The following is a 22,037-nucleotide window of genomic DNA, read 5'->3' on the forward strand; positions in this document are numbered from 1 at the left end:
CTGCGGAATATTCAGGACGGGGCGGCTCGTTGTGCGGTATAGTTCATTTTTGAAGAACACGGCGACGGCGCGGCCGGCACCGTGAGACCCGCCCCCGGGCACACTGAGGAGCACACCATGCAGTTCGGCGTCTTCACGATCGGCGACATCACCGCCGATCCGACGAACGGGACCGCCCCCACCGAGCATCAGCGGATCAAGGACACCGTCAAGATCGCCCGCCACGCCGAGCAGGCGGGCTTCGAGGTGTTCGCGACCGGCCAGCACCACAACCCGCCCTTCGTGGCCCCGGGCAACCCGCCCACGCTGCTGGCCTACCTGGCCGCGCAGACCGAGACCCTCCAGCTCTCCACGGCGACGACCCTGATCACCACCATGGACCCGGTGCGTCTGGCCGAGGACTACGCGTACCTGCAGCACCTCGCCGACGGTCGCGTGGACCTGACGATGGGCCGCGGCAACACCGGCCCCGTGTACCCGTGGTTCGGCAAGGACATCCGCCAGGGCATCCAGCTCGCCGTGGAGAACTACAACCTCCTCCACCGCCTGTGGCATGAGGAGACCGTGGACTGGAGCGGCACGCACCGCACCCCGCTGCAGGACTTCACCCTCACCCCGCAGCCCCTGGACGGCGTCGCCCCCTTCGTGTGGCACGGCTCCATCCGCTCCCCCGAGATCGCCGAGCAGGCCGCCTACTACGGCGACGGCTACTTCCACAACAACATCTTCTGGAACAAGGAGCACGTCATCCAGATGGTGCGCCTGTACCGCCAGCGCTACGAGTACTACGGCCACGGCAAGGCCCATCAGGCGTACGTGGCCCTGGGCGGCCAGGCCTACATGGCGAAGAAGTCGCAGGACGCCGTGGCGGAGTTCCGCCCCTACTTCGACAACGCGCCGGTCTACGGCCACGGCCCGTCCCTCGAGGACTTCTCGAGGATGACGCCCCTGACGGTCGGCTCGCCGCAGCAGGTCATCGAGCGCACGCTCACGTTCCGCGACTGGGTGGGCGACTACCAGCGTCAGATGTTCCTCATCGACCACGCCGGCCTGCCCACGGACACCGTCCTGCGGCAGATCGACCTCTTCGGCGAGGAGGTCCTGCCCGTGCTGCGCAAGGAGTTCGACGCTCTGAAGCCGGACGACGTCCCGGCGGCCCCGACCCACGAGTTCCTCGTGGCGCGCGCCCGCCGCGGCGAGGCTCCCGTGCCCGGCGGCAAGGAGGGATCGCCGGCCCAGCTCGACCGCGCTGCGGCCGCCGAGCAGCGCGCCGCCGCCGATGCCGCGAAGGGCGGTGCCGCGAAGTGACCACCCCCGGCGCCTTCGATGCCTCCGACCCGTTCACGCCGCAGGCCCGGCACCTCGCCGTGGTCTCCGGCGGGTCCGGGGACCCGTCCCAGACCCGCATGCTCGCCGAACGCATGGCGGAGTCCGCCTCGGCGGCGCTCTCCGAGCACGGCGTGGTCCCGCAGATCCACCTGATCACGCTGCGGGAGCTCGCCGTGGACATCGCGCAGGCCCTGGTGACCTTCGCATTCTCCCCGGCCCTGCGCGCCGCCCTGGACGAGGTCGCCCAGGCCGACGCCGTCATCGCGGTCTCGCCCACGTACAAGGCCTCCTACTCGGGCCTGTTCAAGTCCTTCTGGGACCTCGCGGAGCCCACGTCCGTCGTCGGGGTGCCCGTGCTCCTCGGCGCCACCGGCGGCACCGCCCGCCACTCGCTCATGATCGACACCGCCATGCGGCCGCTGTTCGCCTACCTCAAGGCCCGCATCGTGCCGACCGCGGTCTTCGCGGCCTCGGACGACTGGGGCGAGGCGGCCGGCGTGCAGGCCTCGATGCGGACCGACCCGCTGCAGTCCCGCATCCGGGCCGCCGGACGCGACCTGGCCGAGATCACCCTGAGCCGCCCCCCGCGGGCACGCGCCGCCGCGCCCGCGGACCTCGACCTGGAGGTGACCCCCTTTGAGCAGCTCCTCAACCCCGGCCCCTGAGCCCGCCGCGCAGGACGCGGCGCCGGCGGAGCCCGACGGCGGCTGGTTCGGCTCCGCATCGGAGGCGCACCGCCCGGTGGACCCGCCCAAGCGCGCCTGGCGCGCCTACTTCGAGGCCACCCAGATGCTCACGGAGGTGGTGGAGCGCCGCCTGAAGCAGGACTGCGGCATGTCGCTGGCCGACTACAACCTGCTGCTGCTCCTCTACGAGTCCCCCGAGGGCCGGCTCCGGCTGGGAGAGCTGGCGTCCCGGATGGTCTTCTCCCCGTCGCGCATCACCTACCAGGTGAAGACGCTCGTGGCCCGCGGCCTGATCGACCGCCGCCCGGTGGCCTGTGACCGGCGGGGCTTCGAGGCCGTCCTCACCGACGAGGGCCGGTCCGCCTTCCGGCGCGCCGCGATCGAGCACGCCCGGCAGGTGGACGAGCTCTTCCTCGGCGACCTGGCGCCGGGCGAGGCGGAGTCCCTCACCCGGATCTTCTCCCGCCTGGGGCGGCGGCTCGAGGGGCTGTGCTGACCGCGTCCCCACCTGGCCGGGGCCGCCCCGGGACGTGACGAGGCCCGGTGATCCGTGCGGGATCACCGGGCCTCGTCGTGTCGTTCGGGGCGGAATCGATCAGCCGACCAGCTGACCGCCCAGGGTCACGGTGGCGTCCGTGGCGGCGCCGGCGGCGTCGACCACGGTGACCACCACGGAGCCGCCCGCGGGCACCTCGGCCGGCACGGGCAGCCAGGCGCGGTACTCGCCGGTGAGGTCCAGGCCGTCCTGGCCGAGGACCGTGCCGTCGGCGTCGTAGGCCGTGACGGTGACGGAGGCGAAGCCGCCCTGATCCGTCTGCGCGACCACCTGGGTGCCGTAGGCGACACCCTCGGCGGGCGCGGCCACGACGTCGGTCACGCCCGGCGCAGCGGCCTCGGCGACCGGGGCCTCAGCAGCGGGGGCCGCCTCGGCGGCCTCCTCCTCCGCGGCGGCCTCGGCGCGGGCCTTGAGCTCGGCCGCGATGGCCTCCTCCTCAGCCGGCGTGAACTCGGTCAGCTCGGACTCGTCCACGGCGGGCTCGCCGCCGGTGGGCAGGTCCTCGTCGGCCACGGGGCCCGCGACGTCGGCGATCGCCGGGGCGGTCTCGGCGGCCGGAGCGGTCTCCGCGGCCGCGGCGGTCTCGGCGGCGGGCGCCGCGGAGGCGTCCAGCGCGTCGAGGGACTCGACCGGGACCATGATCGAGGACATCGCCTGGGCGTCGCAGCCCACCACGTTGCCCTCGGCGTCGAAGGTCACCGGGGCGATGCCCGAGATGACCCCGACCACCCGCTGCTGGGCGTCATAGACGGCCCCGCCCGAGTCGCCGGCGTAGGTCGAGGCGGTGTCGAGGGCAACCTGATCCGCGTACGCGTCGTCGCAGACCGTGGCGGCCTCGAAGGTCTGCGTGTGGGACACGGTGTTCGGCGCGCCCAGCGGCACGGACGAGCCGTGGGTGTAGACGGTCTCGCCCACACCGATGGACGAGGCCGGCCGCGTGGACCAGTCGCCCACGACGTCGACGTCGTCGGCCAGGGCCACGCGGACCGCGTCCACGCCCGAATCGCCGGGCAGTGCCGAGACGGTGCCGATCGCGGTGCCGTCGACGTCGCGGACGGTCGAGCCGATCTGCCATTGGCCCGCACCACAGTGGGCCGCGGTGTAGGCGGTGGCGTCGTCGACGATGGTCAGACTGCACGCCCCGGCCGGCGCGGTGATCGCCGAGCCCTGGGTGAGCGTGGTCTGCGCGAGGGCGGGGCCGGCACCGGCCACCACCACCGCGCCCAGCGCCGCGGTGGCGACGCCGGTCAAGGTTCTGGTTCTCATGGGTACTCCTCGGAGGATGGGAGGCATGGGGCCGGCGCGCGGCGCACGGCCTCCAGGATGGGGTGGGGCCACCACGGGCCCTCCCCTCCCCCTCAACGGTACCGGACAGGCCGGGCGACCGATCAGGGTCGGCGGACCGTGATCTCCACGGAGTCGGCCCGCTCGGCCAGCAGCGGCAGGTCTGCCAGGAGGGTCTTGAGCGTGGCCGTCATCAGGCGCACCCCGGCCGCGTCGGCGTCCCGGGTGGGCATCGCGACGATCTGCAGCTCGGGCCCGGCCCCGCCTCCGTTCATCACCGCGCCGGAGCCCGTGTGCGTGGCCACCCCCGACCCGGGTGCGAGGCCCAGGTTGAGCAGGTTCGGGACCAGGTCGGCGACCTCGGCGATCTCGTCCGCGATCTCCTGGTCCCGATAGGCGGGGGTCCACTCCCTCTGCTGGGCGAGCGACCACACGGCCGGGCGTCGCACCACGTACGTGTGCTCGGCGCCGGCGTCGATGACGACGAGCTCACAGCCCTCGTCCACGGCGGACAGGCAGGCACGCGGCAGCCACACGGCCACGGGTCGGGCGACCGGGTTCCATGCCGTCAGCGCGGGCACGTTCGTGAACACCGGCAGCGCCTGCCGGCCGTCCGGCGCGCGCATGGTCACGAGGGCCACGTCCGCGGCCTTGTCCCCGTGCGCCGCGACGTCGTGCTCGTGACCGGTGTGGTCGGCGTGGTCGTGGACGTCGTCCTCGTCCACGGCAAGGGTGGGCACGACGGCGGCGAACACGCGGATGCGCGCGAGCACCTCCGTCACCTCCCGCTCACCGGCGGAGCCGTCCGTCAGGGCCGACATGACGGCGGTCCACTCGGCCGGGCTGGTGCCGTCGTCCTCGTCGAACACGTGCAACGGGTTCGCGGAGCCGTCCACGCCGGGGCCGGAGAGGTCACGGCCCTGCCACGGGACGCCCGCGGTGTCCGCGGTGTTCTCGCCCGCGGTCTTCTCCCGCATGCGGTCGAGTGCGGCCCGGATGTGCCCCGGCAGCTCCCGGGCCGCCGGATGCGGCACCGCGACCGTCTCGTCGATCGGACCGAGCCCGTCGTCGCGGGCCAGGCCGCCGTCGTCGTGCGAGCCCGTCACGGGGCGACCGGGCCGGGCTGCTCGGAGCGCGCCTGCTCCACCGTGGCGCCGCCGGCGACGGCCAGCGCCTGCTCCAGGCTGAAGCGGCCGGCGTACAGCGCCTTGCCCATGATCGCGCCCTCGACGCCCTGGCCGGTCATGGCCGCGAGCGCGGCAACGTCCTCGAGGGAGGAGATGCCGCCCGAGGCGACGACCGGCTTCGCGGTCTTCGCGCAGACCTGGGCGAGCAGCTCCGTGTTCGGCCCCTTGAGCGTGCCGTCCTTCGTGACGTCGGTGACCACGTAGCGGGCGCAGCCGGCATCCTCGAGGCGGGCGAGCACCTCCCAGAGGTCGCCGCCCTCCTTGGTCCAGCCGCGGGCGGCGAGCGTGGTGCCGCGCACGTCGAGGCCCACGGCCACCCGGTCGGCGAAGCGCTCGATGACGCGCGCGGTCCAGTCCGGGTCCTCGAGGGCGGCGGTGCCCAGGTTCACGCGCGCCGCACCCATCTCGAGGGCGTTCTCGAGCGAGGCGTCGTCGCGGATGCCGCCGGACAGCTCGATCTTCACGCCGATCTCCTCCACCACACGGCGCATGACCTCGCGGTTGTCACCGCGACCGAAGGCCGCGTCCAGGTCCACGAGGTGGATCCACTCCGCGCCGGCGCGCTGCCAGTCCAGGGCGGCGGTGACCGGGTCGCCGTACGAGGTGGCGCTGCCGGCCTCGCCCTGGACGAGGCGGACGGCCTGGCCGTCCTGGACGTCGACGGCGGGCAGCAGCTCGAGGGCGGGGGCGTTCGGGGTCATGGGGTTCCTCTCGGGTGGGGCGGCCGGCGCGGTCAGGCGCCGACGGTCAGGAAGGAGGCGGCGATGGCCATGCCGGCCAGCACGAGGACGATCACGATGGCCCACAGCGGCGCCTTCTGCGTGCGCATGGACCAGGCGGCGCCGAGCAGCAGCCCGCCGAGGGCGAGGTAGAGGACGGACCAGTAGGGCATCAGAGGGTCTCCAGCCAGTTGCGCAGCAGCTGCAGCCCGGCGTCCCCGGACTTCTCGGGGTGGAACTGCGTGGCCGACAGGGGGCCGTTCTCCACGGCGGCGATGAAGTCCGCGCCGTGGTGCGCCCAGGTGACCTGGGGCGGACGCATGGCGGAGATCGTCTGGTCGAACTCCCATTCGAGCACGCCGTAGGAGTGGACGAAGTAGAACCGCTCGTCCTCGATGCCCGCGAAGAGGGCGCTGCCCTCGGGCGGCCGGACGGTGTTCCAGCCCATGTGGGGCAGGACCTCGGCGGGCAGCTCGGCGACGACACCCGGCCACTCCCCCATGCCTGCGGTGCGCTCGCCGTGCTCGACGCCGGCGTCGAAGAGGATCTGGTGGCCCACGCAGATGCCGAGGACGGGTCGGCCCCCGGCCACGCGGCGGCCGATCCAGCGGGTGCCGCCGACCTCGGTCAGTGCCCGCATCACGGACGCGTACGCCCCGACGCCGGGCACGAGCAGCCCGTCGGCCTCCTGCACGGCCTGCGGATCGCGCGTGAGCTCGACCTCCGCGCCGGCCCGCTCCACGGCACGCAGCGCCGAGTGCACGTTGCCCGAGCCGTAGTCCAGGACGGCGACGCGCGGCCGCACGCCGGGGACGGTGGTGGGGCGGGCCATCAGAGGGCGCCCTTGGTGGAGGGCACGCCGGTCATGCGGGGGTCGTCCTCGACGGCGGCGCGCAGGGCGCGGGCGAAGGCCTTGAACTGCGCCTCGACGATGTGGTGCGGATCCCGGCCTCGCACGACGTCCATGTGGAGGCAGATCGCCGCGTGGTACGTGATCGACTCGAACACATGGCGGGTCATGGAACCGGTGAAGTGCCCGCCGATGAGGTGGTACTGCTGGCCCTCGGGCTCGCCCTCGTGCACGAGGTACGGCCGGCCGGAGACGTCGACGACGGCGCGCGCCAGCGCCTCGTCCAGCGGCACGGACGCCTCGCCGAAGCGGCGGATGCCGGACTTGTCCCCGAGCGCGGTCTTGAGCACCTCGCCCAGGGTGATGGCGACGTCCTCGACCGTGTGGTGCACGTCGATGTGCGTGTCCCCGGTGGCACGGACCGTCAGGTCGATCTGGGAGTGCCGGGACAGCGCGGTGAGCATGTGGTCGTAGAACGGCACGGTGGTGGAGATCTCAGCGCGGCCGGTGCCGTCCAGATCCATCTCGACGTACACGTCCGACTCGCTCGTGGTGCGCGTCATGCGCGCACGGCGTCCGGAGATCAACTCGGCTGCCACGGGTCCTCCTCGGGCTGGGTCCGCACCGGTCCGGGACGGGTGCGGGGGGATGCGGGTGCGCGCGGCCGGTGCCGGCGGGCCGGGGCGCCGCGCGCGCTGTCCCTATCCTAGGGAGCCGGGCGGACGCCGAGACTCCGGTGACGCCTCAGGACCGGTCCCCGGTCTCGCCGAGGACCTCCGCGAGAGCGGTGAGGAACGCCGTCGTCTCCGCCTCGGTGCCGGCGGTGACGCGCAGGTGGTGCGGGATGCCGACGTCCCGCACGAGGACGCCGCGGTCGAGCAGGCGGCGCCACACGTCGGACGCGTCCTCGAGGTGACCGAAGAAGACGAAGTTCGAGTCGGACACCGAGGGCCTCAGTCCCAGGCCGCGCAGGGTGGAGACGATGCGGTCGCGCTGGGCCTTGATGTCCTCCACGGTGCGCAGCAGCGCGTCCACGTGATCGAGGGCGGCCTCCGCCGTGGCCTGCGTGACCGCGGAGAGGTGGTACGGCAGGCGCACCAGGCGCAGGGCGTCGGCGACGGCGGGGTCCGCGGCCAGGTAGCCCAGGCGCGCGCCGGCCAGGGCGAACGCCTTGGACATGGTGCGCGTGACGATCAGCCGCTCACGGCCGGGCAGGAGGGTGAGGGCGGAGCGGGTGCCGGCGAGGGCGAACTCCGCGTAGGCCTCGTCCACGACGACCATGGCGCCGGGCCCGCCGGCGGCCTCGTTCTGCGCCTGCGCGGCGTACACGGCCTCGATGGTCGCCAGGTCCAGGGCGGTGCCCGTCGGGTTGTTGGGCGAGGCCAGGAAGACGACGTGCGGACGGTGCTCCCGCACCATGGCCGCCGCGTGCTCGGCGCTGAGGGTGTGGTCTTCGGCACGGCCGCCGTCCACGAACACGGTGTCCGTGCCGCCGGCCAGCAGCGGGTACATGGAGTACGAGGGCAGGAAGCTCAGCAGTGTCCGCCCGGGGCCGCCGAAGGCCTGGAGGATCTGCTGCAGGATCTCGTTGGAGCCGTTGCCGGCCCACACGTGGTCCGCCGTGAGGCCGTGGCCGAGGTAGCCGGCGAGCGCACGTCGCAGCCCCGTGAACTCGCGGTCCGGGTAGCGGTTCAGCCCCCCGGCGACGGCCGCGACCCGCTCGGCGATGGCGGTGGCGACCTCCTCCGGCACCGGATGCGTGTTCTCGTTGGTGTTGAGCATGTACGGCACGTCCAGCTGGGGGGCGCCGTAGGGGCTCAGGCCGCGGAGGTTCTCACGCAGGGGCAGAGAGCTGAGGTCGGTCATGGCCGCCAGTCTAGGAAGCGTGGAGGGCGAGGCCCGCCGTGCGTCACCGCGTGGCCGGGACGAACAGCTCCTCGCCCGGCGCGGGGGCCCGGCCCTCGAGCCCGTTGAGCTCGTCGATCGTGGCGATCACCTCGTAGACGTCCGCCTCCGGAGCCACCGTGGTGGCGATGGTCCACAGGCTGTCCCCGGGCATGACCGTGACGGACTGGGTGGCGGGCCCCGCGGTGTCCGCGGACACCGCGGCGGGCGACAGCAGCACACCCAGGAAGAAGGCGGCCGCCAGCGTGGCGGCCACGGCCGCGGCGATCACGGGGATCCCCCGCAGCACGAGGCGGCCGCGGCGGGTCAGACGGATGGTGGCCGGACGCGGCCGCGCCGTCGCGGGCGAGCCGGCGAACTGGGCGGTGGTGAGCGTCATGGTGTCCTCCTCCGGGGCGGATGCCCTCCAGGTGATCGAACATGTGTTCGAATCCGTTCGAATGCCTTTCTAGCACAGGTGTTCGAGACATGCCACGACGAGATCGAACATATCTTTGAAGGAGAGGTGGCTCTCCTCTAGGCTCGAGGCCATGCACGGACGCCCCGGAACGCCCCGGGACCGCCAAGACACAGGCAACCAGCGGGGGCGGACACGGTAAGCGTCCGGACGGCAGCCGGACGCCGGAACACGAGTCCGGCCACCATCACCCCGGGAGAACGGACGGCAGCCATGAGCACCACCGACGATCAGCCGGCGGCGCGCGCGCCGCTCACCGACCGCCAGCGGCGGATCGTGCAGACCATCCGGGACGCGATCGCCGACCACGGCTACCCGCCCTCCATGCGCGAGATCGGCGACGCCGCGGGCCTGGCCTCGCTCTCCTCCGTCACGCACCAGCTGGGCCGTCTCGAGCGGCACGGCTACATCCGGCGCGACCCCGGACGCCCGCGTGCCCTCGAGGTGCTGCTCGACGTGGACGGCACCCCGCTGGGCGAGGCCGCCTCCCCCACCGCTGCGCCGTCGTCGCGGGTCTCCGCGATCCCCGCGTGGCACACCGGCACAGACGAGGCGGACAGCGTGCCGGTCCCCTGGGTCGGCCGCATCGCGGCGGGCGGCCCGGTCCTGGCTGAGCAGCAGGTCGAGGACGTCATGGCGATCCCGCGACGCCTCACGGGCGAGGGCGAGCTGTTCATGCTGCGCGTCACGGGCGACTCGATGGTGGACGCCGCGATCTGCGACGGCGACTGGGTGGTGGTGCGCCGGCAGGACACGGCGGAGAATGGCGACATCGTCGCGGCCCTCCTCGACGACGAGGCCACCGTGAAGACCTTCCGCCGCCGCGACGGGCACACCTGGCTCCTCCCCCAGAACACGGCCTACGAGCCCATCCTCGGCGATCACGCCACCGTGATGGGGCGGGTCGTCACGGTCCTGCGTTCGCTCTGACCCGCTCCCTCCGGCCGGGCCGACGGCCCGAGGCCGAGCGAGGTCAATCGCCCGAGGCGAGCCGTGCCAGCACCCCGCGGACGACGTCGCGGTCCGTGGTGCGCCAGAAGTCCGGCAGGGCGCTGGTGATGTAGCCGCCGTACCGCTCGGTGGCCAGGCGGGGGTCCAGCACGGCCACCACGCCGCGGTCCGTCACGGAGCGCACGAGGCGCCCGGCGCCCTGGGCCATGCGCACGGCCGCATGCGTGGCGGAGATCCGCATGAACCCGTTGCCGCCGTGCCGGGCGACGTCCCGGGTGCGGGCCTGGGAGAGCGGGTCGTCCGGCCGCGGGAACGGGATGCGGTCGATCACCACGAGCCGCAGCGAGTTCCCCGGCACGTCCACGCCCTGCCACAGGCTCATGGTCCCGAACAGGGACGTGTCCGGCTCCTCGGAGAACTGGCGCACGAGGGCGGAGAGGGTCGCGTCCCCCTGGCACAGGATCGTGGTCTTCGGCCCGAGCCGACGGCGCATCTCGGCGGCGGCGTCCTCGGCCGCCCGGCGCGAGGAGAACAGGCCGAGAGCCCCGCCCCGCGACGCCCTCAGGAGCGCCTCGAGCTCATCCAGGGACTCGGGCGAGGCCGTCCGGCCGGGCCGGGGCAGGTGCCGGGCCACGTAGAGCACCCCCTGACGCGGGTAGTCGAAGGGGCTGCCGACGTCGAGGGCCTCGAACTTCGGGGCGTCCGGGCCGGCCAGGCCCACGTCGCCGGCCACCGAGTCGAACCGGCGCTCCCCCGAGCCCACGGTGAGCGTGGCGGAGGTGAGCACCGTCGTCGCCTTGCCGAACAGGCCCTCCCGCAGCTTGCCGGCCACCGAGAGCGGGGCCACGTAGAGCTGGGGCGGGTCGGTCTCGTCCCCCGGCTGCCAGCCCACGCCGGGCTCGAAGTGGCCGGGGCGGGTGGCCCACAGCACCTCGGGGAAGTCGGCCTCGGGCCGGGCGGCGAGCATGCGCTCCACCACCTCGAGGACCTCGAGGATCCGCGAGCGCGCCATCTGCCGTCCGCCGTCGGCGTCGGCCTCCTTGTCCTTGTCCTGGCCGAGGTCGGACAGGCACTGGCGCGCGGCCGTGAGGACGCCGGTGAGGGCCTGCTCCTGGACCTCGTCCGGGCCCGCGGCGATCAGACCGGACGGAGTGTCCGTGAACGCGCGGTCCAGGGCCGCCCCGGCCTCGATCAGGTCCTCCACGGCCACGGTGGTGTGGCGGCGCAGCGAGGTGGCCGCGCCGTGCACGATCGACCCGGACAGCTGCCCGGTGACCGCACCGGTCACCCGGTCCTGCAGCTCGTGGGCCTCGTCCACGACGACGGCCGAGTACGCCGGCAGCACCGCGAGGCCCTCGAAGGCGCTGATGGCGAGCATCGCGTGGTTGGTGACCACGACGTCCGCGTCCGCCGCGTCCGCGCGGGCACGCTCGGAGAAGCACTCCTCGGCCTGGGGGCAGCGGGACGCGCCGAGGCAGTCGACCGCGGTGACGGAGACCTGCCGCCACGCGCGGTCGGTGACGGGGACCTCGAGGTCGTCGCGGTCCCCGGTCTCGGTCTGGTCCGCCCACGCCCGCAGGTACATGACCTCCTTGCCCAACAGGGAGGAGGGCCCGGCGGCGCCGTCCGTGGCGGAGCCGATCACCCCGCCGTCGTCGGCGACCGTGAAGAGGGCCTCCTCGCCCTCATCCCCGGGGTAGCCGCCGTCCACCTTGTGGCGACAGAGGTAGTTGGAGCGGCCCTTGACCAGGGCGACGACGGGCTCGCGAGGCAGCTCGTCCTTGAGCGCCTCGACCAGCCGGGGGGCGTCCCGCTTCATGATCTGGGCCTGCAGGGCGAGCGTGGCCGTGGCGACGACGACGGGGTCCTCCTGCGTCATCGCGTGCTGGATCGCGGGGATCAGGTAGGCCAGGGACTTGCCGGTGCCGGTGCCGGCCTGCACGAGCAGGTGGCGGCGCGACTCGAGGGCGCGCGCCACCTGCAGCACCATCTCCCGCTGGCCCGCGCGGTGCTGGCCGCCGGTGGCCTGCACCGCGGCGTCCAGCAGGCGCAGTGCCTCGCGCTCGTGCTCCGTGCGGGGCTGCGCGCCGCCTGCCCCGACTTCCTCCGCCCCGCCGCTCACAACGCGTCCGCCTCCACGACGAACTCGGCGAAGTCCGGCGCGATGTCCTGACGGACCAGCACGGACAGGCGGGTGCCGCCCTCCTCGTAGCCCTCGGCCAGGATCTCCGCGTCCGCCGAGTGCAGGCGGGAGACCAGCTCACCCCGGGTGAACGGGATCAGCAGTTCGAGCCGCACGTCAGGCCGCGGGATGGTGGCCGCGATGGCGCGCTCGAGCTCGTCGATGCCCTCGCCGGTGCGCGCCGAGACCACCACGGCGTGGGGCTCCTTGGCCCGGATCCGGGCGATGACGGCCGGGTCCGCGGCGTCCGCCTTGTTCAGCACGATGATCTCGGGGATCCGGTGCGCGTCCACCTCCGCGAACACGGAGCGCACCGCGGCGATCTGGCCCTCGGGGTCCGGGTGCGAGCCGTCCACGACGTGCAGGATGACGTCCGCGTCCGCGACCTCCTCGAGGGTGGAGCGGAACGCCTCGACCAGCTGCGTGGGCAGGTTCCGCACGAAGCCGACCGTGTCCGAGAGGGTGTAGCCGATGCCGTCCGGCGTCATGGCCTTGCGCACGGTGGGGTCCAGCGTGGCGAACAGGGCGTTCTCCACGAGCACCCCGGCGTGGGTGAGGCGGTTGAGCAGGGAGGACTTCCCGGCGTTGGTGTACCCGGCGATCGCCACGGACGGCACCCGGTTGCGACGACGGTTGGCGCGCTTGGCCTCGCGGGCCGGCTTCATCCCGGCGATGTCCCGACGCAGCTTCGCCATGCGGGTGCGGATGCGGCGGCGGTCCAGCTCGATCTTGGTCTCGCCGGGGCCACGGGAGCCGATGCCCTCGCCGGCGGCGGCACGGCCGCCGGCCTGCCGGGACATGGACTCGCCCCAGCCGCGCAGGCGCGGCAGCAGGTACTCGAGCTGCGCGAGCTCGACCTGGGCGCGGCCCTCACGCGAACTCGCGTGCTGGGCGAAGATGTCCAGGATCAGCGCGGTCCGGTCGATCACCTTCACCCGCACCACATCCTCCAGCGCGCGACGCTGGGACGGGGCGAGCTCGGAGTCCACCACCACGGTGTCCGCACCGGAGAGCGCCACGATCTCGGCGAGCTCCTGCGCCTTGCCCTTGCCGAGGAACGTGGCCGGGTCCGGGGTGGCGCGGCGCTGGATGACGCCGTCGAGCACCTCCGAGCCCGCGGTCTCGGCGAGCGCGGCGAGCTCCCGCAGGGAGTTCTCCGCATCCTCCGCGGAGCCCTCGGTCCAGACGCCCGCCAGCACCACGCGCTCCAGGCGCAGCTGGCGGTACTCGACCTCGGTCATGTCCTCGAGCTCGGTGGACAGGCCCTGCACTCGCTTGAGGGAGTGGCGCGCGGCGAGCTCGTCCTGGTCGCCGTCGGCGTCCGTGTGCCCGTCCTCGCCCTCGTCCAGGGCGAGTGCGCGGCCCGCGAGCGCGCCGGAGCGGTCCGGGGCGCCGGCGTCGGGGGCGTCCCGGTGCTCGGCGGCGGCGCCGTCCGCGGAGCCGTGCCCGGTCGCCTCGCGCTCGGAGGCCCGGCGGGCGTCGTCGGCCGCGAGGATGCGGTCGATCACGGCCTGGATCTCGTCCTCGGAGCCGTGGGCGCCCTGGGGGCCGGGGGTGTGCTGGTTCTTCTCAGTCATGGTCTCCTCTGGGCCGCCGCGGTCGGATGGCCCGATGGTCTCAGGGTAAAGGGGTGCGCGGACGCGTTAGGCGGCTGTCCGCAGGGGGCGGACGTGGCGGGTGACGCGCACGGCCGTGTGGGCAGGGGTCGGCGCCGCGCTGCGACGATCTCGCGGCGGCTCCGTTCGCGGGAGGAAGGTGAGCACGCAGCACCGCAGCCACGAGGTCTCGTCGGCGGGCGTGCAGGGGCGGACCACATCGTCCATGGTGGGATCTCCATCAGGTGCCGGGGCGCGCTCGACGGCCTCATCCGAGGCGGGCGCGCGAGGGGGCGGGGGCGGGCAGCGACGCGGGGGCGTCAGCGCAGGAAGATCCACATGGGCGTCGAGTGTACCGGGCGGCGCGCGTGCGCGACAGGGGCCCCGGCGCCCGGTCCGCTGACGACGCGCACGTATCCTGCGGGCATGACCGCGTCCCCCTCCCCCGCCCCGCCGCGGCCCGGCCGGACGGGCCGGGCGACCGTCGTCGTGATCGGCGCGGGCCAGGCGGGGCTGTCCGCCGCCTACCACCTGCGCCGCCGCGGTTTCGTGGGGCTGGGTCCGAACGACGACGGCGCCGCCGGCGTCCCCGACGACGCCCCCGGCACGTTCGTGGTGCTCGACGCGGAGACCGCCCCGGGCGGCGCGTGGCAGCACCGCTGGGACTCGCTCACGATGGCCACCGTCAACCACATCCACGAGCTGCCCGGCGACCCGGTGCCGCCGGCCGACCCGGCCGCGCACGCCAACACCCTGCTGCCGGCCTACTTCGCCGATTACGAGGCACGGTTCGCCCTGCCGATCCGGCGGCCCGTGCGTGTGAGGCGCGTCGAGCGGATCGGCGAGCCGGGACGTGCGCGCGGGTTCTTCGTCCGCACGGACGGGGCGCCGGGCACGTGGCGGGCGGACTTCGTGGTCAACGCGACCGGCACCTGGACGTCCCCACGGTGGCCCTCGGTGCCCGGGATGCGCTCGTTCCGCGGCCGGCAGCTGCACACCCGTGACTACGTGTCCAAGGACGAGTTCGCCGGGCAGCGGGTGGTGATCGTGGGCATGGGCGTCTCGGCGACGCAGCTGCTGGCCGAGATCTCCACGGTCGCGGACACCCTGTGGGTGACCCGCCGCGAGCCGCAGTGGCAGGACTCGGCCGCGCCCGGCGCCCTGGCCGAGTCGGTGCGCGGGGTGGACGAACGGACCCGTGCGGGCCTGCCGCCGGGCTCCGTGGTCGGGGCGACCGGGATGCACCGCTCGTCCTGGGTACGCGAGGCCGAGACGCGAGGCGTGCTGGTGCGCCACCCCATGTTCATGGCCGTCGAGCCGGACGGGGTGCGGATGCCCGACGGCTCGTTCGAACCGGCGGACGTGATCCTCTGGGCCACCGGCTTCCGGCCGGCGATCCGGCACCTCGCTCCGCTGCGGCTGCGCACGCCCGCCGGCGGCATCCGCGTGGCGGGCGGGCGCGCCCTGGACGAGCCGCGCCTGTTCCTGCTCGGCTACGGGCCCTCCCAGTCCACGGTCGGGGCCAACCGCGCCGGGCGCGACGCAGTGCGCGCGATCCTCGCGGACCTGGCCGGGCCGGCGTCGGGCTGAGGGCCGCGACGACCCGCTGGCTACCATGGTCGCCGTGAGCTCCGCATCCCACTACTTCGACGCCGACCCCTCCGCGCCCGAGCGGCGCCGCACCCTGCGGACACGCCTGGCCGGCCGCGACGTCGAGGTCCAGACGGCCAACGGGATCTTCTCCCCGGACGGTCTGGACAAGGGCACCGCGGCCCTGTTCTCGGCCGTGCCCGCACCGCCGGCGACGGGCCGGTTCCTCGACGTCGGCGCGGGCTGGGGACCGATGGCCCTCACGCTGGCGCTGCGGTCGCCCGAGGCGGAGGTGACCGCCGTCGAGGTCAACGACCGCTCCCTGCAGCTGACCCGCGACAACGCCGCAGCGCTGGGCCTCGGCAACGTCGTGGCACTGCGGCCGGAGGACGTCCCCGAGGGCGCGGAGTTCGACCTCATCTGGTCCAACCCGCCCATCCGGATCGGCAAGCCGGCACTGCACGCCCTGCTGGAGCGGTGGCTGCCACGCCTGGCCCCCGGCGGCGAGGCCTGGCTGGTGGTGCAGAAGAACCTCGGCGCGGACTCGCTGCTGCCGTGGATCGGCCGGATGCTCGAGGAGCGCGCGCCCAGCCGGTTCACCGCGGAGCGGGCGGACAGCGTCAAGGGCTTCCGGATCCTGCGGGTGGCGCGGGCGCGCTGAGGCGCCGTTTCCCGAACGACAGCGGTCCGTGGCCTGCCGTTTCCCGAACGACAGCGGTCAGGCGGTGAGTTCGCCGTCGAAGACCAGCTCGGCCGGGCCCGAGAGGACCACGTGCTCGGCCCCCTCCGGGCCCGGCACGACATCCACGGCCAGCACGCCGCCGGGCACCTCGACGAGCCACGAGTCGGTGCCCTGGTCGCCCGACCACGCGCGCATCGCCACGGCCACCGCGCACGCGCCCGTCCCGCAGGACTGGGTCTCGCCCACCCCGCGCTCGTGCACGCGCATCCGCACGCGGCCGACGCCCTCGCGCACGAGCGGCTCGTGCGCGGCCACGAACTCGACGTTCGTGCCGAGCGGCGGAGCGGGGTCCACCTCGGGGGCGCGGCCCAGGTCCAGGCCCTGGAGGTCGGCGAAGGAGGCCAGCGGGACCACGGTGTGGGGGTTGCCCAGCGACACGCTCAGCGCCGGACGCGGATCGGTGAGGCCGTGGGCGCGGACCATCGAGTCCGACGCCGCCTCCTCCGCCAGCTCGGGGTCGAGGTAGGACCAGGGGCCCATGTCGATCGCGTAGCCGTGCTCGAGCCGGGTCACGGCCTTCACGCCGGCGCGCGTGCCGATGGTGATCGCCCGGCCGGGGGCCAGGTCCACGAAGCCCTTCTCGACCAGGAAGTGCACGAAGACGCGCACCCCGTTGCCGCACATCTCGGCGATCGAGCCGTCGCCGTTGCGGTAGTCCATGAACCACTCGGCCTCGGGGTGCTCGGCGAGCAGCGCCTCACCCTCCGGCAGGCGTGCCGAGCGCACGGCGCGGATGACGCCGTCGGCGCCGACCCCCCGGTGCCGGTCAGCCAGCCGTGCGACGCGCTGGGCGTCGAGCTGCGTGTTGCCGTCCGGGTCGGCGATCAGCACGAAGTCGTTGCCCGTGCCATGGCCCTTCGTGAACGGCACGCGCGGCGCGCTCGCGTGGAGGGGGTCCTGGGCGGCGGGCGCCGCGGGCTGCTCGGTCATGGGCCCAGTCTAGGTGGCGTCCCCGGCGACGACGGCGAGCGCCTCCGCCACGATGTCCTCGCCCTGCGCGTCGAGCCAGACGACGCGTGGGTCGGCCCGGAACCAGGTCTCCTGGCGTCGGGCGAACCGGCGCGTGGCCACGACGGTCTGCTCGGCCGCCTCCGCCTCGGTGAGCTCGCCGTCGAGGACGGCGAGCATCTGGGCGTAGCCGATCGCGCGAGACGCGGTCGGTCCCTGCCGCAGCCCCTCCGGCCCGGGGACGTCGAGGCGGCGGACCTCGTCCAGCAGACCCTCGGCCAGCATGCGCTCCACCCGGGCCGCGATCCGCTGGTGCAGCTCGGACCGGTCCAGGCGCAGGCCGAGCTGCACCACGGGGGCGACCTCCGGGGCGTACGTGCGCTCCGGCATGAACGCGGAGAACGGACGGCCCGTCAGCCGGCACACCTCCAGCGCGCGCACGATGCGGCGGGCGTCCTGCAGCCGCTCCGCCGAGACCGGGTCCAGGGCGGCCAGCTCGGCCCTCAGCCCGGCCAGGCCCTCCCGCTGCGCGCGCGCCTCCAGTTCGGCCCGCAGCGCCGGGTCCGTGGGCGGGAAGTCGAGCACGTCCAGCGCCGCCCGCACGTACAGCCCGGAGCCGCCCACGAGGATCGGGGTCCGGTCCCGCGCGCGGATCTGGTCGAACAGGTCGCGGGCCGCGGACTGGAAGGCCGCCACCGAGGCCTCCTGGCCGACGTCGAGCACGTCCAGCAGATGGTGCGGGACACCCTCGCGTTCAGCCGGGGTGACCTTCGCCGTGCCCACGTCCATCCCCCGGTAGAACTGCAGGGCGTCCCCGTTGACCACCTCGCCGTCCAGCGCGTGCGCCAGGGCGACGGCGAGGGCGGACTTGCCCGTCGCCGTCGCCCCGACGACGGCGACGACGGGCGGCCGGGCCGCGGCGGCGGGCATCAGGACCGCGGGCGCAGGGTCGGCATGCCGAGGCTCGTGGCACCGGAGCCGCCCGCCGTGCCGGGGGCGGGCGCGCCGCACGATTCGGCCTGGGCGCGGTCCCACGCGTCGCCGGCGCGGGAGCGGCGCAGGACGTAGTCCTGTGCGGTCGGGTCGGCGACGGCGAAGAACGGGTGGGCCTCGGTGACCGTCACGGTGACGAAGTCGCCGGGGCGGGGGGTCTCGGCGCCGGCGGGCACGGAGAAGTGCACGAGCCGGTTGTCGGGTGCGCGCCCGGACAGGCGGCCGCGCTCCGCGGCCTTGGAGCCGGAGTCGGCGGTGACGAGCAGCTCCTGGCGGGTGCCGACGAGCGTGGCCATCTCCTCGGCCGAGATCCGGTCCTGCAGGGCCACGAGGCGCTCGAAGCGCTCCTGGACGACGGCCTTGGGCACCTGGTGGTCCATCTCCCCGGCCGGGGTCCCCGGGCGGATGGAGTACTGGAAGGTGAACGCGGAAGAGAAGCGGGAGGCCTCGACCACCCGCATCGTCTCGGCGAAGTCCTCCTCGGTCTCCCCGGGGAAGCCGACGATGATGTCCGTGGTGATGGCGGCGTGCGGGATGCGCTCGCGCACCTTCTCCAGGATCCGCAGGAACTTCGCGGACCGGTAGGAGCGGCGCATGTCCTTGAGCACCTTGTCCGAGCCCGACTGCAGGGGCATGTGCAGCTGCGGCATGACGTTGGGGGTCTCGGCCATCGCGTCGATGACGTCGTCCGTGAACGCGGCCGGGTGGGGGCTGGTGAAGCGGACGCGTTCGAGGCCCTCGATCTCCCCGCACGCGCGCAGCAGCTTGGCGAACGCGCCGCGGTCGCCGAACTCGACGCCGTAGGTGTTCACGTTCTGGCCCAGCAGCGTGACCTCGACGGCGCCGGCGTCGACGAGCGCCTGCACCTCGGCGAGGATCTCCCCGGGGCGGCGGTCCTTCTCCTTGCCGCGCAGCGACGGGACGATGCAGAACGTGCACGTGTTGTTGCAGCCCACGGAGATGGACACCCAGCCGGAGTGGGTGGAGTCGCGCTTGGTGGGCAGGGTGGAGGGGAACACCTCGAGCGACTCGAGGATCTCGATCTCGGCCTCGGCGTTGTGGCGGGAGCGCTCCAGCAGCACGGGCAGGGAGCCGATGTTGTGGGTGCCGAAGACGACGTCCACCCACGGGGCCCTGCGCTGGATGGCGGCCTGGTCCTTCTGGGCGAGGCACCCGCCGACGGCGATCTGCATGCCCGGGTGCGCGTCCTTCACCGCGCGCAGGTTGCCGAGGTTGCCGTACAGGCGGTTGTCCGCGTTCTCGCGGACCGCGCACGTGTTGAAGACCACGAGGTCGGCCTGGGCGTCCTCGGCGACCGGGGCGTAGCCGGTGGACTCGAGCAGGCCGGAGATGCGCTCGGAGTCGTGCACGTTCATCTGGCAGCCGAAGGTGCGGACCTCATAGGTCAGGCCCTCGTGCGGGCGCGCGGCGGCGCCGTCCTGCGCGAGCGGGGTGGTGCGGGGGGTGGGGTCCGTCAGAGTCACCGCACCATTCTAGGAACTCCGGGCGCGGCCCGGGTCCGCTCACTCCTCGTGCTCGGCGAGGACCTCCTTCACGACGGCGAACGCGAGGCCGCCGCCGTAGCCCTTGCGTCCCAGCATGCCGACGAGGCGGCGGGTCACCTTGTCCCGCTCGGCCCGGGCCTCCGGCGAGGCACCGCCGGGGACGGTGCGGCCCCGCAGCCGTCGGCGCACGAGGTCGAGGGCGGCGGCCCGTTCGTCCTCGCCGTCGATGGCCTCGAGCGCCTCGGCGGCGATCTCCCGGTCCACGCCCTTCTGCTGGAGCTCGTGCCCGAGGGCACGGCGCGCCAGGCCCTTGCTTCGGTGACGGCTGCGGACCCAGACCTCGGCGAAGGCGGCGTCGTCCACGAGGCGCACCTCCTCGAAGCGGTCGAGGACGCGCTCGATCAGCTCGGGCTCGGCCTGGCGCTCGGCGAGCTTGCGTTCGAGCTGGCCGCGGGAGCGGGGGCCCAGGGCGAGCTGGCGCAGGACGACCTCGCGTGCGGCCTCCTCGCGCTCACGCGGTGCGGTGGGCAGGGGCGCCGGGCCGGGGCGACGTCGGGGGCGGTCGGTCTCGACGGCGGGGCGGGGATCCACGGCCGGGCGTCCCTCGTCGCGAGGACGGCCACGCCGCGGGGGCGTGGTGGCCCGCTGTCGGCCCCGGCGCTCGGTGTCCGCCCGGGTGTCCTCGCGCCCGGACCAGGGCAGCGTCCGGGGCCCGGCGCCGGGCGCGGGGCTGGGCAGGTCGCTCGCGCGAGTCAGCAGGGCCCCGAGATCCGGTGCCACGCCGGGGGCGGGATCCGGGACGTCCCCCGCGGGGGTCCCGGCATCGTGCGCGGGCACGGCGTTCCGCGCGGCCTCCGTGGCGTCCGCGTCGGACGACGTCGGCTCCGGTGCGCCGGCCAGATCGAGCCACATCCGGCCCACGTCCGAGTCCCGGGCGTCGTCGAACGCGGACGCACCGGGAGCGGAGCCGCTCCGGCCGGTCGTCTCCGACCGGTGGGCGGCCCCGCCTCCGACGTTCCGGCGCGATCGGGTCATCCGGCCGCGGTGTCCCCCGGAACCGCGGTCAGGGCCGGGGCCTCGTCGTCCTCGGCCTCCGGGGCCACGCCGATGCCGAGCTTCGTGAGGATGCGCTCCTCGATCTCGTTGGCGAGGTCCGGGTTGTCCTTGAGGAAGCGACGGGCGTTCTCCTTGCCCTGCCCGAGCTGGTCCCCGTCATAGGTGAACCACGCGCCGGACTTCTTGACGATGCCCTCCTCGACACCCATGTCGATCAGGCCGCCCTCGCGGGAGATGCCGACCCCGTAGAGGATGTCGAACTCGGCCTGCTTGAAGGGCGGGGCCATCTTGTTCTTGACGATCTTCACGCGGGTGCGGTTGCCGACGGGGTTGCCGGCCTCCTTGAGGGTCTCGATGCGGCGGACGTCGATGCGCACGGACGCATAGAACTTGAGCGCCTTGCCGCCCGTGGTGGTCTCCGGGGAGCCGAAGAACACGCCGATCTTCTCGCGCAGCTGGTTGATGAAGATGGCCGTGGTCTTGGTCTGGTGCAGGCGGCCGGTCACCTTGCGCAGCGCCTGGGACATGAGGCGGGCCTGCAGGCCGACGTGGGAGTCGCCCATCTCGCCCTCGATCTCGGCGCGCGGGGTCAGCGCGGCCACGGAGTCGATGACGACGATGTCCAGGGTGCCCGAGGAGACGAGCATGTCCATGATCTCCAGGGCCTGCTCGCCGGTGTCCGGCTGGCTGACCAGCAGGGCGTCCGTGTCCACCCCGAGCTGGCGGGCGTAGACCGGGTCCAGGGCGTGCTCCGCGTCGATGAAGGCCGCGATGCCGCCGTTGCGCTGCGCGTTGGCCACCGCGTGCAGGGCCAGGGTGGTCTTGCCCGAGGACTCCGGGCCGTAGATCTCCACCACGCGGCCGCGCGGCAGGCCGCCGATGCCCAGGGCCACGTCCATGGCCACCGAGCCCGTGGGGATGACCTCGACGGGTGCCTGGGTCTGGTCCCCCAGCCGCATGACGGAACCCTTGCCGAACTGCTTGTCGATCTGGGCGAGAGCGGCCTCGAGGGCCTTCTCGCGATCCGTCACCTTGCTCATCCTTCACCCCTAGCTCTGGTGGTGCTGCCGCGGACGCTGGAGCGCCCGCCTCGGTCATGTCCGTGAATCTACGGGGGGCGGCGGACACGATAAGCGTGGCCGGCCCCGCCTGTGCACGAGATCACCCCGTCGCACTGCTGTGCAGGACTCTACCGCATTCTTCGAACACGTGTTCGAACAGGGGCAGTGCCCCGCCAGCGCGTCGCGGCGTCAGCGTTTCGGCGGCACGTCCCGACCGAGACGCCGCTCCTGCGGGATCTCATGCAGGTCGCAGACCGCCAGCCAGACCCGCCGCGGGTCCACGCCGGCGGCGAGCGCCGCCGTCGCGGTGGTGTCCAGGCCGGGCAGGTGCAGGGAGTCGGCCACGAGGCCGGCCCGGGCGGGGCCGAACTCCTCGTCCATCAGTCGGCGGAACTCGCTCTCGCGCACGGGCGGTCCTCTCTGTGGTCGGTCGCGGGGACG

At 74.0% G+C, this 22,037-nt stretch carries 22 protein-coding genes; 6 read left to right on the forward strand and 16 right to left on the reverse strand.

Translation table 11 applies throughout. The features are described from left to right. Positions 1-117: 117 nt before the first annotated feature. Genes ABIB16_RS01655 through ABIB16_RS01665 form a run of 3 tightly spaced genes read left to right on the forward strand, consistent with a single transcriptional unit; the run spans position 118 to position 2,511 of the window. Positions 118-1,308 carry an LLM class flavin-dependent oxidoreductase gene (locus ABIB16_RS01655; protein WP_354436011.1) on the forward strand — a complete coding sequence of 397 codons (1,191 nt, stop codon included), beginning with the start codon at positions 118-120 and terminating at the stop codon, positions 1,306-1,308. Continuing rightward, positions 1,305-1,994 (forward strand): FMN reductase, encoded by a 690-nt coding sequence (locus tag ABIB16_RS01660; RefSeq protein WP_113913924.1) that lies wholly within the window; start codon positions 1,305-1,307, stop codon positions 1,992-1,994. Before ABIB16_RS01655 ends, ABIB16_RS01660 begins: the two co-directional genes overlap by 4 nt. Next, positions 1,966-2,511 (forward strand): MarR family winged helix-turn-helix transcriptional regulator, encoded by a 546-nt coding sequence (locus ABIB16_RS01665; protein WP_020628146.1) that lies wholly within the window; start codon positions 1,966-1,968, stop codon positions 2,509-2,511. The genes ABIB16_RS01660 and ABIB16_RS01665 overlap by 29 nt, the downstream gene beginning before the upstream one ends. Positions 2,512-2,610: 99 nt before the next feature. Here the strand turns inward: ABIB16_RS01665 and ABIB16_RS01670 are convergent, their stop codons facing one another. The 8 genes from ABIB16_RS01670 to ABIB16_RS01705 all read right to left on the reverse strand — a co-directional run bounded on the left by ABIB16_RS01670 (position 2,611) and on the right by ABIB16_RS01705 (position 8,895). Beyond that, a complete protein-coding gene (locus ABIB16_RS01670) occupies positions 2,611-3,837 on the reverse strand; it encodes a trypsin-like serine protease (RefSeq protein WP_223247523.1) in 1,227 nt (408 codons plus the stop codon). Positions 3,838-3,959: 122 nt separating this feature from the next. Then, entirely contained in the window at positions 3,960-4,961 is a 1,002-nt protein-coding gene (locus tag ABIB16_RS01675) for an SseB family protein (protein WP_020628148.1), read from the reverse strand. Then, positions 4,958-5,743 (reverse strand): bifunctional 1-(5-phosphoribosyl)-5-((5-phosphoribosylamino)methylideneamino)imidazole-4-carboxamide isomerase/phosphoribosylanthranilate isomerase PriA, encoded by a 786-nt coding sequence (priA, locus tag ABIB16_RS01680; RefSeq protein WP_036313998.1) that lies wholly within the window; start codon positions 5,741-5,743, stop codon positions 4,958-4,960. Before priA ends, ABIB16_RS01675 begins: the two co-directional genes overlap by 4 nt. A 32-nt stretch (positions 5,744-5,775) precedes the next feature. After that, complete coding sequence (locus ABIB16_RS01685) at positions 5,776-5,934, reverse strand: CG2302 family histidine operon protein (RefSeq protein ID WP_004167696.1); 159 nt, start codon at positions 5,932-5,934, stop codon at positions 5,776-5,778. Next, the gene (gene hisH / locus ABIB16_RS01690) at positions 5,934-6,593 is read right to left on the reverse strand and encodes an imidazole glycerol phosphate synthase subunit HisH (protein WP_004167703.1); all 660 of its coding nucleotides are present in this window, start codon (positions 6,591-6,593) and stop codon (positions 5,934-5,936) included. Before hisH ends, ABIB16_RS01685 begins: the two co-directional genes overlap by 1 nt. Beyond that, positions 6,593-7,174 (reverse strand): imidazoleglycerol-phosphate dehydratase HisB, encoded by a 582-nt coding sequence (gene hisB, locus ABIB16_RS01695; RefSeq protein ID WP_152743305.1) that lies wholly within the window; start codon positions 7,172-7,174, stop codon positions 6,593-6,595. Before hisB ends, hisH begins: the two co-directional genes overlap by 1 nt. 181 nt (positions 7,175-7,355) lie before the next feature. Continuing rightward, positions 7,356-8,477: a histidinol-phosphate transaminase gene (locus tag ABIB16_RS01700; protein ID WP_020628150.1), complete on the reverse strand. Its 1,122-nt coding sequence runs from the start codon at positions 8,475-8,477 to the stop codon at positions 7,356-7,358. Between the two features lie 43 nt (positions 8,478-8,520). Beyond that, on the reverse strand, positions 8,521-8,895 hold the full coding sequence (locus ABIB16_RS01705; protein ID WP_020628151.1) for a LysM peptidoglycan-binding domain-containing protein: 375 nt from the start codon (positions 8,893-8,895) through the stop codon (positions 8,521-8,523). A gap of 291 nt (positions 8,896-9,186) precedes the next feature. Between ABIB16_RS01705 and lexA the strand changes: the two genes are divergently transcribed. Further along, positions 9,187-9,903: a transcriptional repressor LexA gene (gene lexA / locus ABIB16_RS01710; protein WP_158184566.1), complete on the forward strand. Its 717-nt coding sequence runs from the start codon at positions 9,187-9,189 to the stop codon at positions 9,901-9,903. 43 nt (positions 9,904-9,946) lie between these two features. Here the strand turns inward: lexA and ABIB16_RS01715 are convergent, their stop codons facing one another. Further along, positions 9,947-12,046 carry an ATP-dependent DNA helicase gene (locus ABIB16_RS01715; RefSeq protein ID WP_036383346.1) on the reverse strand — a complete coding sequence of 700 codons (2,100 nt, stop codon included), beginning with the start codon at positions 12,044-12,046 and terminating at the stop codon, positions 9,947-9,949. After that, on the reverse strand, positions 12,043-13,683 hold the full coding sequence (hflX, locus tag ABIB16_RS01720) for a GTPase HflX (RefSeq protein ID WP_354436012.1): 1,641 nt from the start codon (positions 13,681-13,683) through the stop codon (positions 12,043-12,045). Before hflX ends, ABIB16_RS01715 begins: the two co-directional genes overlap by 4 nt. Positions 13,684-14,127: 444 nt before the next feature. Here hflX and ABIB16_RS01725 point away from each other — a divergent pair, with 444 nt between their 5' ends. Both ABIB16_RS01725 and ABIB16_RS01730 read left to right on the forward strand, forming a co-directional pair. After that, positions 14,128-15,291: an NAD(P)-binding domain-containing protein gene (locus tag ABIB16_RS01725; RefSeq protein ID WP_036315046.1), complete on the forward strand. Its 1,164-nt coding sequence runs from the start codon at positions 14,128-14,130 to the stop codon at positions 15,289-15,291. A 25-nt stretch (positions 15,292-15,316) separates the two neighbouring features. Next, positions 15,317-15,952, forward strand: a complete 636-nt coding sequence (locus ABIB16_RS01730; protein WP_271437799.1) for a class I SAM-dependent methyltransferase — start codon at positions 15,317-15,319, stop codon at positions 15,950-15,952. Between the two features lie 57 nt (positions 15,953-16,009). On the opposite strand, the gene dapF is transcribed toward ABIB16_RS01730, so the two are convergent. From dapF to ABIB16_RS01760, 6 genes are all read right to left on the reverse strand, one after another. Then, positions 16,010-16,963, reverse strand: a complete 954-nt coding sequence (gene dapF, locus ABIB16_RS01735; RefSeq protein WP_113913929.1) for a diaminopimelate epimerase — start codon at positions 16,961-16,963, stop codon at positions 16,010-16,012. 9 nt (positions 16,964-16,972) lie between these two features. Next, the gene (miaA, locus tag ABIB16_RS01740) at positions 16,973-17,911 is read right to left on the reverse strand and encodes a tRNA (adenosine(37)-N6)-dimethylallyltransferase MiaA (protein WP_095346647.1); all 939 of its coding nucleotides are present in this window, start codon (positions 17,909-17,911) and stop codon (positions 16,973-16,975) included. Next, a complete protein-coding gene (miaB, locus tag ABIB16_RS01745) occupies positions 17,911-19,458 on the reverse strand; it encodes a tRNA (N6-isopentenyl adenosine(37)-C2)-methylthiotransferase MiaB (RefSeq protein ID WP_020628159.1) in 1,548 nt (515 codons plus the stop codon). The genes miaA and miaB overlap by 1 nt, the downstream gene beginning before the upstream one ends. Before the next feature lie 39 nt (positions 19,459-19,497). Continuing rightward, positions 19,498-20,514 carry a regulatory protein RecX gene (locus ABIB16_RS01750; protein ID WP_145950913.1) on the reverse strand — a complete coding sequence of 339 codons (1,017 nt, stop codon included), beginning with the start codon at positions 20,512-20,514 and terminating at the stop codon, positions 19,498-19,500. Then, positions 20,511-21,575, reverse strand: coding sequence for a recombinase RecA (gene recA / locus ABIB16_RS01755; RefSeq protein ID WP_041104259.1), 1,065 nt, complete (start codon positions 21,573-21,575; stop codon positions 20,511-20,513). Before recA ends, ABIB16_RS01750 begins: the two co-directional genes overlap by 4 nt. 210 nt (positions 21,576-21,785) lie before the next feature. Further along, positions 21,786-22,004, reverse strand: a complete 219-nt coding sequence (locus ABIB16_RS01760) for a DUF3046 domain-containing protein (protein ID WP_002856506.1) — start codon at positions 22,002-22,004, stop codon at positions 21,786-21,788. Positions 22,005-22,037 lie beyond the last annotated feature (33 nt).

The sequence above is a fragment of the Micrococcus sp. UYEF5 genome (assembly GCF_040546065.1).
GTDB lineage: Bacteria > Actinomycetota > Actinomycetes > Actinomycetales > Micrococcaceae > Micrococcus > Micrococcus luteus.

What these genes read in the sequence shown, in the direction of transcription:
- ABIB16_RS01655 (WP_354436011.1), top strand. Translation starts at nt 118, where the DNA reads ATGCAGTTCGGCGTCTTCACGATCGGCGACATCACCGCCGATCCGACG.
- ABIB16_RS01670 (WP_223247523.1), bottom strand. Translation starts at nt 3,837, where the DNA reads ATGAGAACCAGAACCTTGACCGGCGTCGCCACCGCGGCGCTGGGCGCG.
- priA (WP_036313998.1), bottom strand. Translation starts at nt 5,743, where the DNA reads ATGACCCCGAACGCCCCCGCCCTCGAGCTGCTGCCCGCCGTCGACGTC.
- ABIB16_RS01685 (WP_004167696.1), bottom strand. Translation starts at nt 5,934, where the DNA reads ATGCCCTACTGGTCCGTCCTCTACCTCGCCCTCGGCGGGCTGCTGCTC.
- hisH (WP_004167703.1), bottom strand. Translation starts at nt 6,593, where the DNA reads ATGGCCCGCCCCACCACCGTCCCCGGCGTGCGGCCGCGCGTCGCCGTC.
- hisB (WP_152743305.1), bottom strand. Translation starts at nt 7,174, where the DNA reads ATGACGCGCACCACGAGCGAGTCGGACGTGTACGTCGAGATGGATCTG.
- ABIB16_RS01700 (WP_020628150.1), bottom strand. Translation starts at nt 8,477, where the DNA reads ATGACCGACCTCAGCTCTCTGCCCCTGCGTGAGAACCTCCGCGGCCTG.
- ABIB16_RS01705 (WP_020628151.1), bottom strand. Translation starts at nt 8,895, where the DNA reads ATGACGCTCACCACCGCCCAGTTCGCCGGCTCGCCCGCGACGGCGCGG.
- lexA (WP_158184566.1), top strand. Translation starts at nt 9,187, where the DNA reads ATGAGCACCACCGACGATCAGCCGGCGGCGCGCGCGCCGCTCACCGAC.
- hflX (WP_354436012.1), bottom strand. Translation starts at nt 13,683, where the DNA reads ATGACTGAGAAGAACCAGCACACCCCCGGCCCCCAGGGCGCCCACGGC.
- ABIB16_RS01725 (WP_036315046.1), top strand. Translation starts at nt 14,128, where the DNA reads ATGACCGCGTCCCCCTCCCCCGCCCCGCCGCGGCCCGGCCGGACGGGC.
- ABIB16_RS01730 (WP_271437799.1), top strand. Translation starts at nt 15,317, where the DNA reads ATGGTCGCCGTGAGCTCCGCATCCCACTACTTCGACGCCGACCCCTCC.
- dapF (WP_113913929.1), bottom strand. Translation starts at nt 16,963, where the DNA reads ATGACCGAGCAGCCCGCGGCGCCCGCCGCCCAGGACCCCCTCCACGCG.
- miaA (WP_095346647.1), bottom strand. Translation starts at nt 17,911, where the DNA reads ATGCCCGCCGCCGCGGCCCGGCCGCCCGTCGTCGCCGTCGTCGGGGCG.
- ABIB16_RS01750 (WP_145950913.1), bottom strand. Translation starts at nt 20,514, where the DNA reads ATGACCCGATCGCGCCGGAACGTCGGAGGCGGGGCCGCCCACCGGTCG.
- recA (WP_041104259.1), bottom strand. Translation starts at nt 21,575, where the DNA reads ATGAGCAAGGTGACGGATCGCGAGAAGGCCCTCGAGGCCGCTCTCGCC.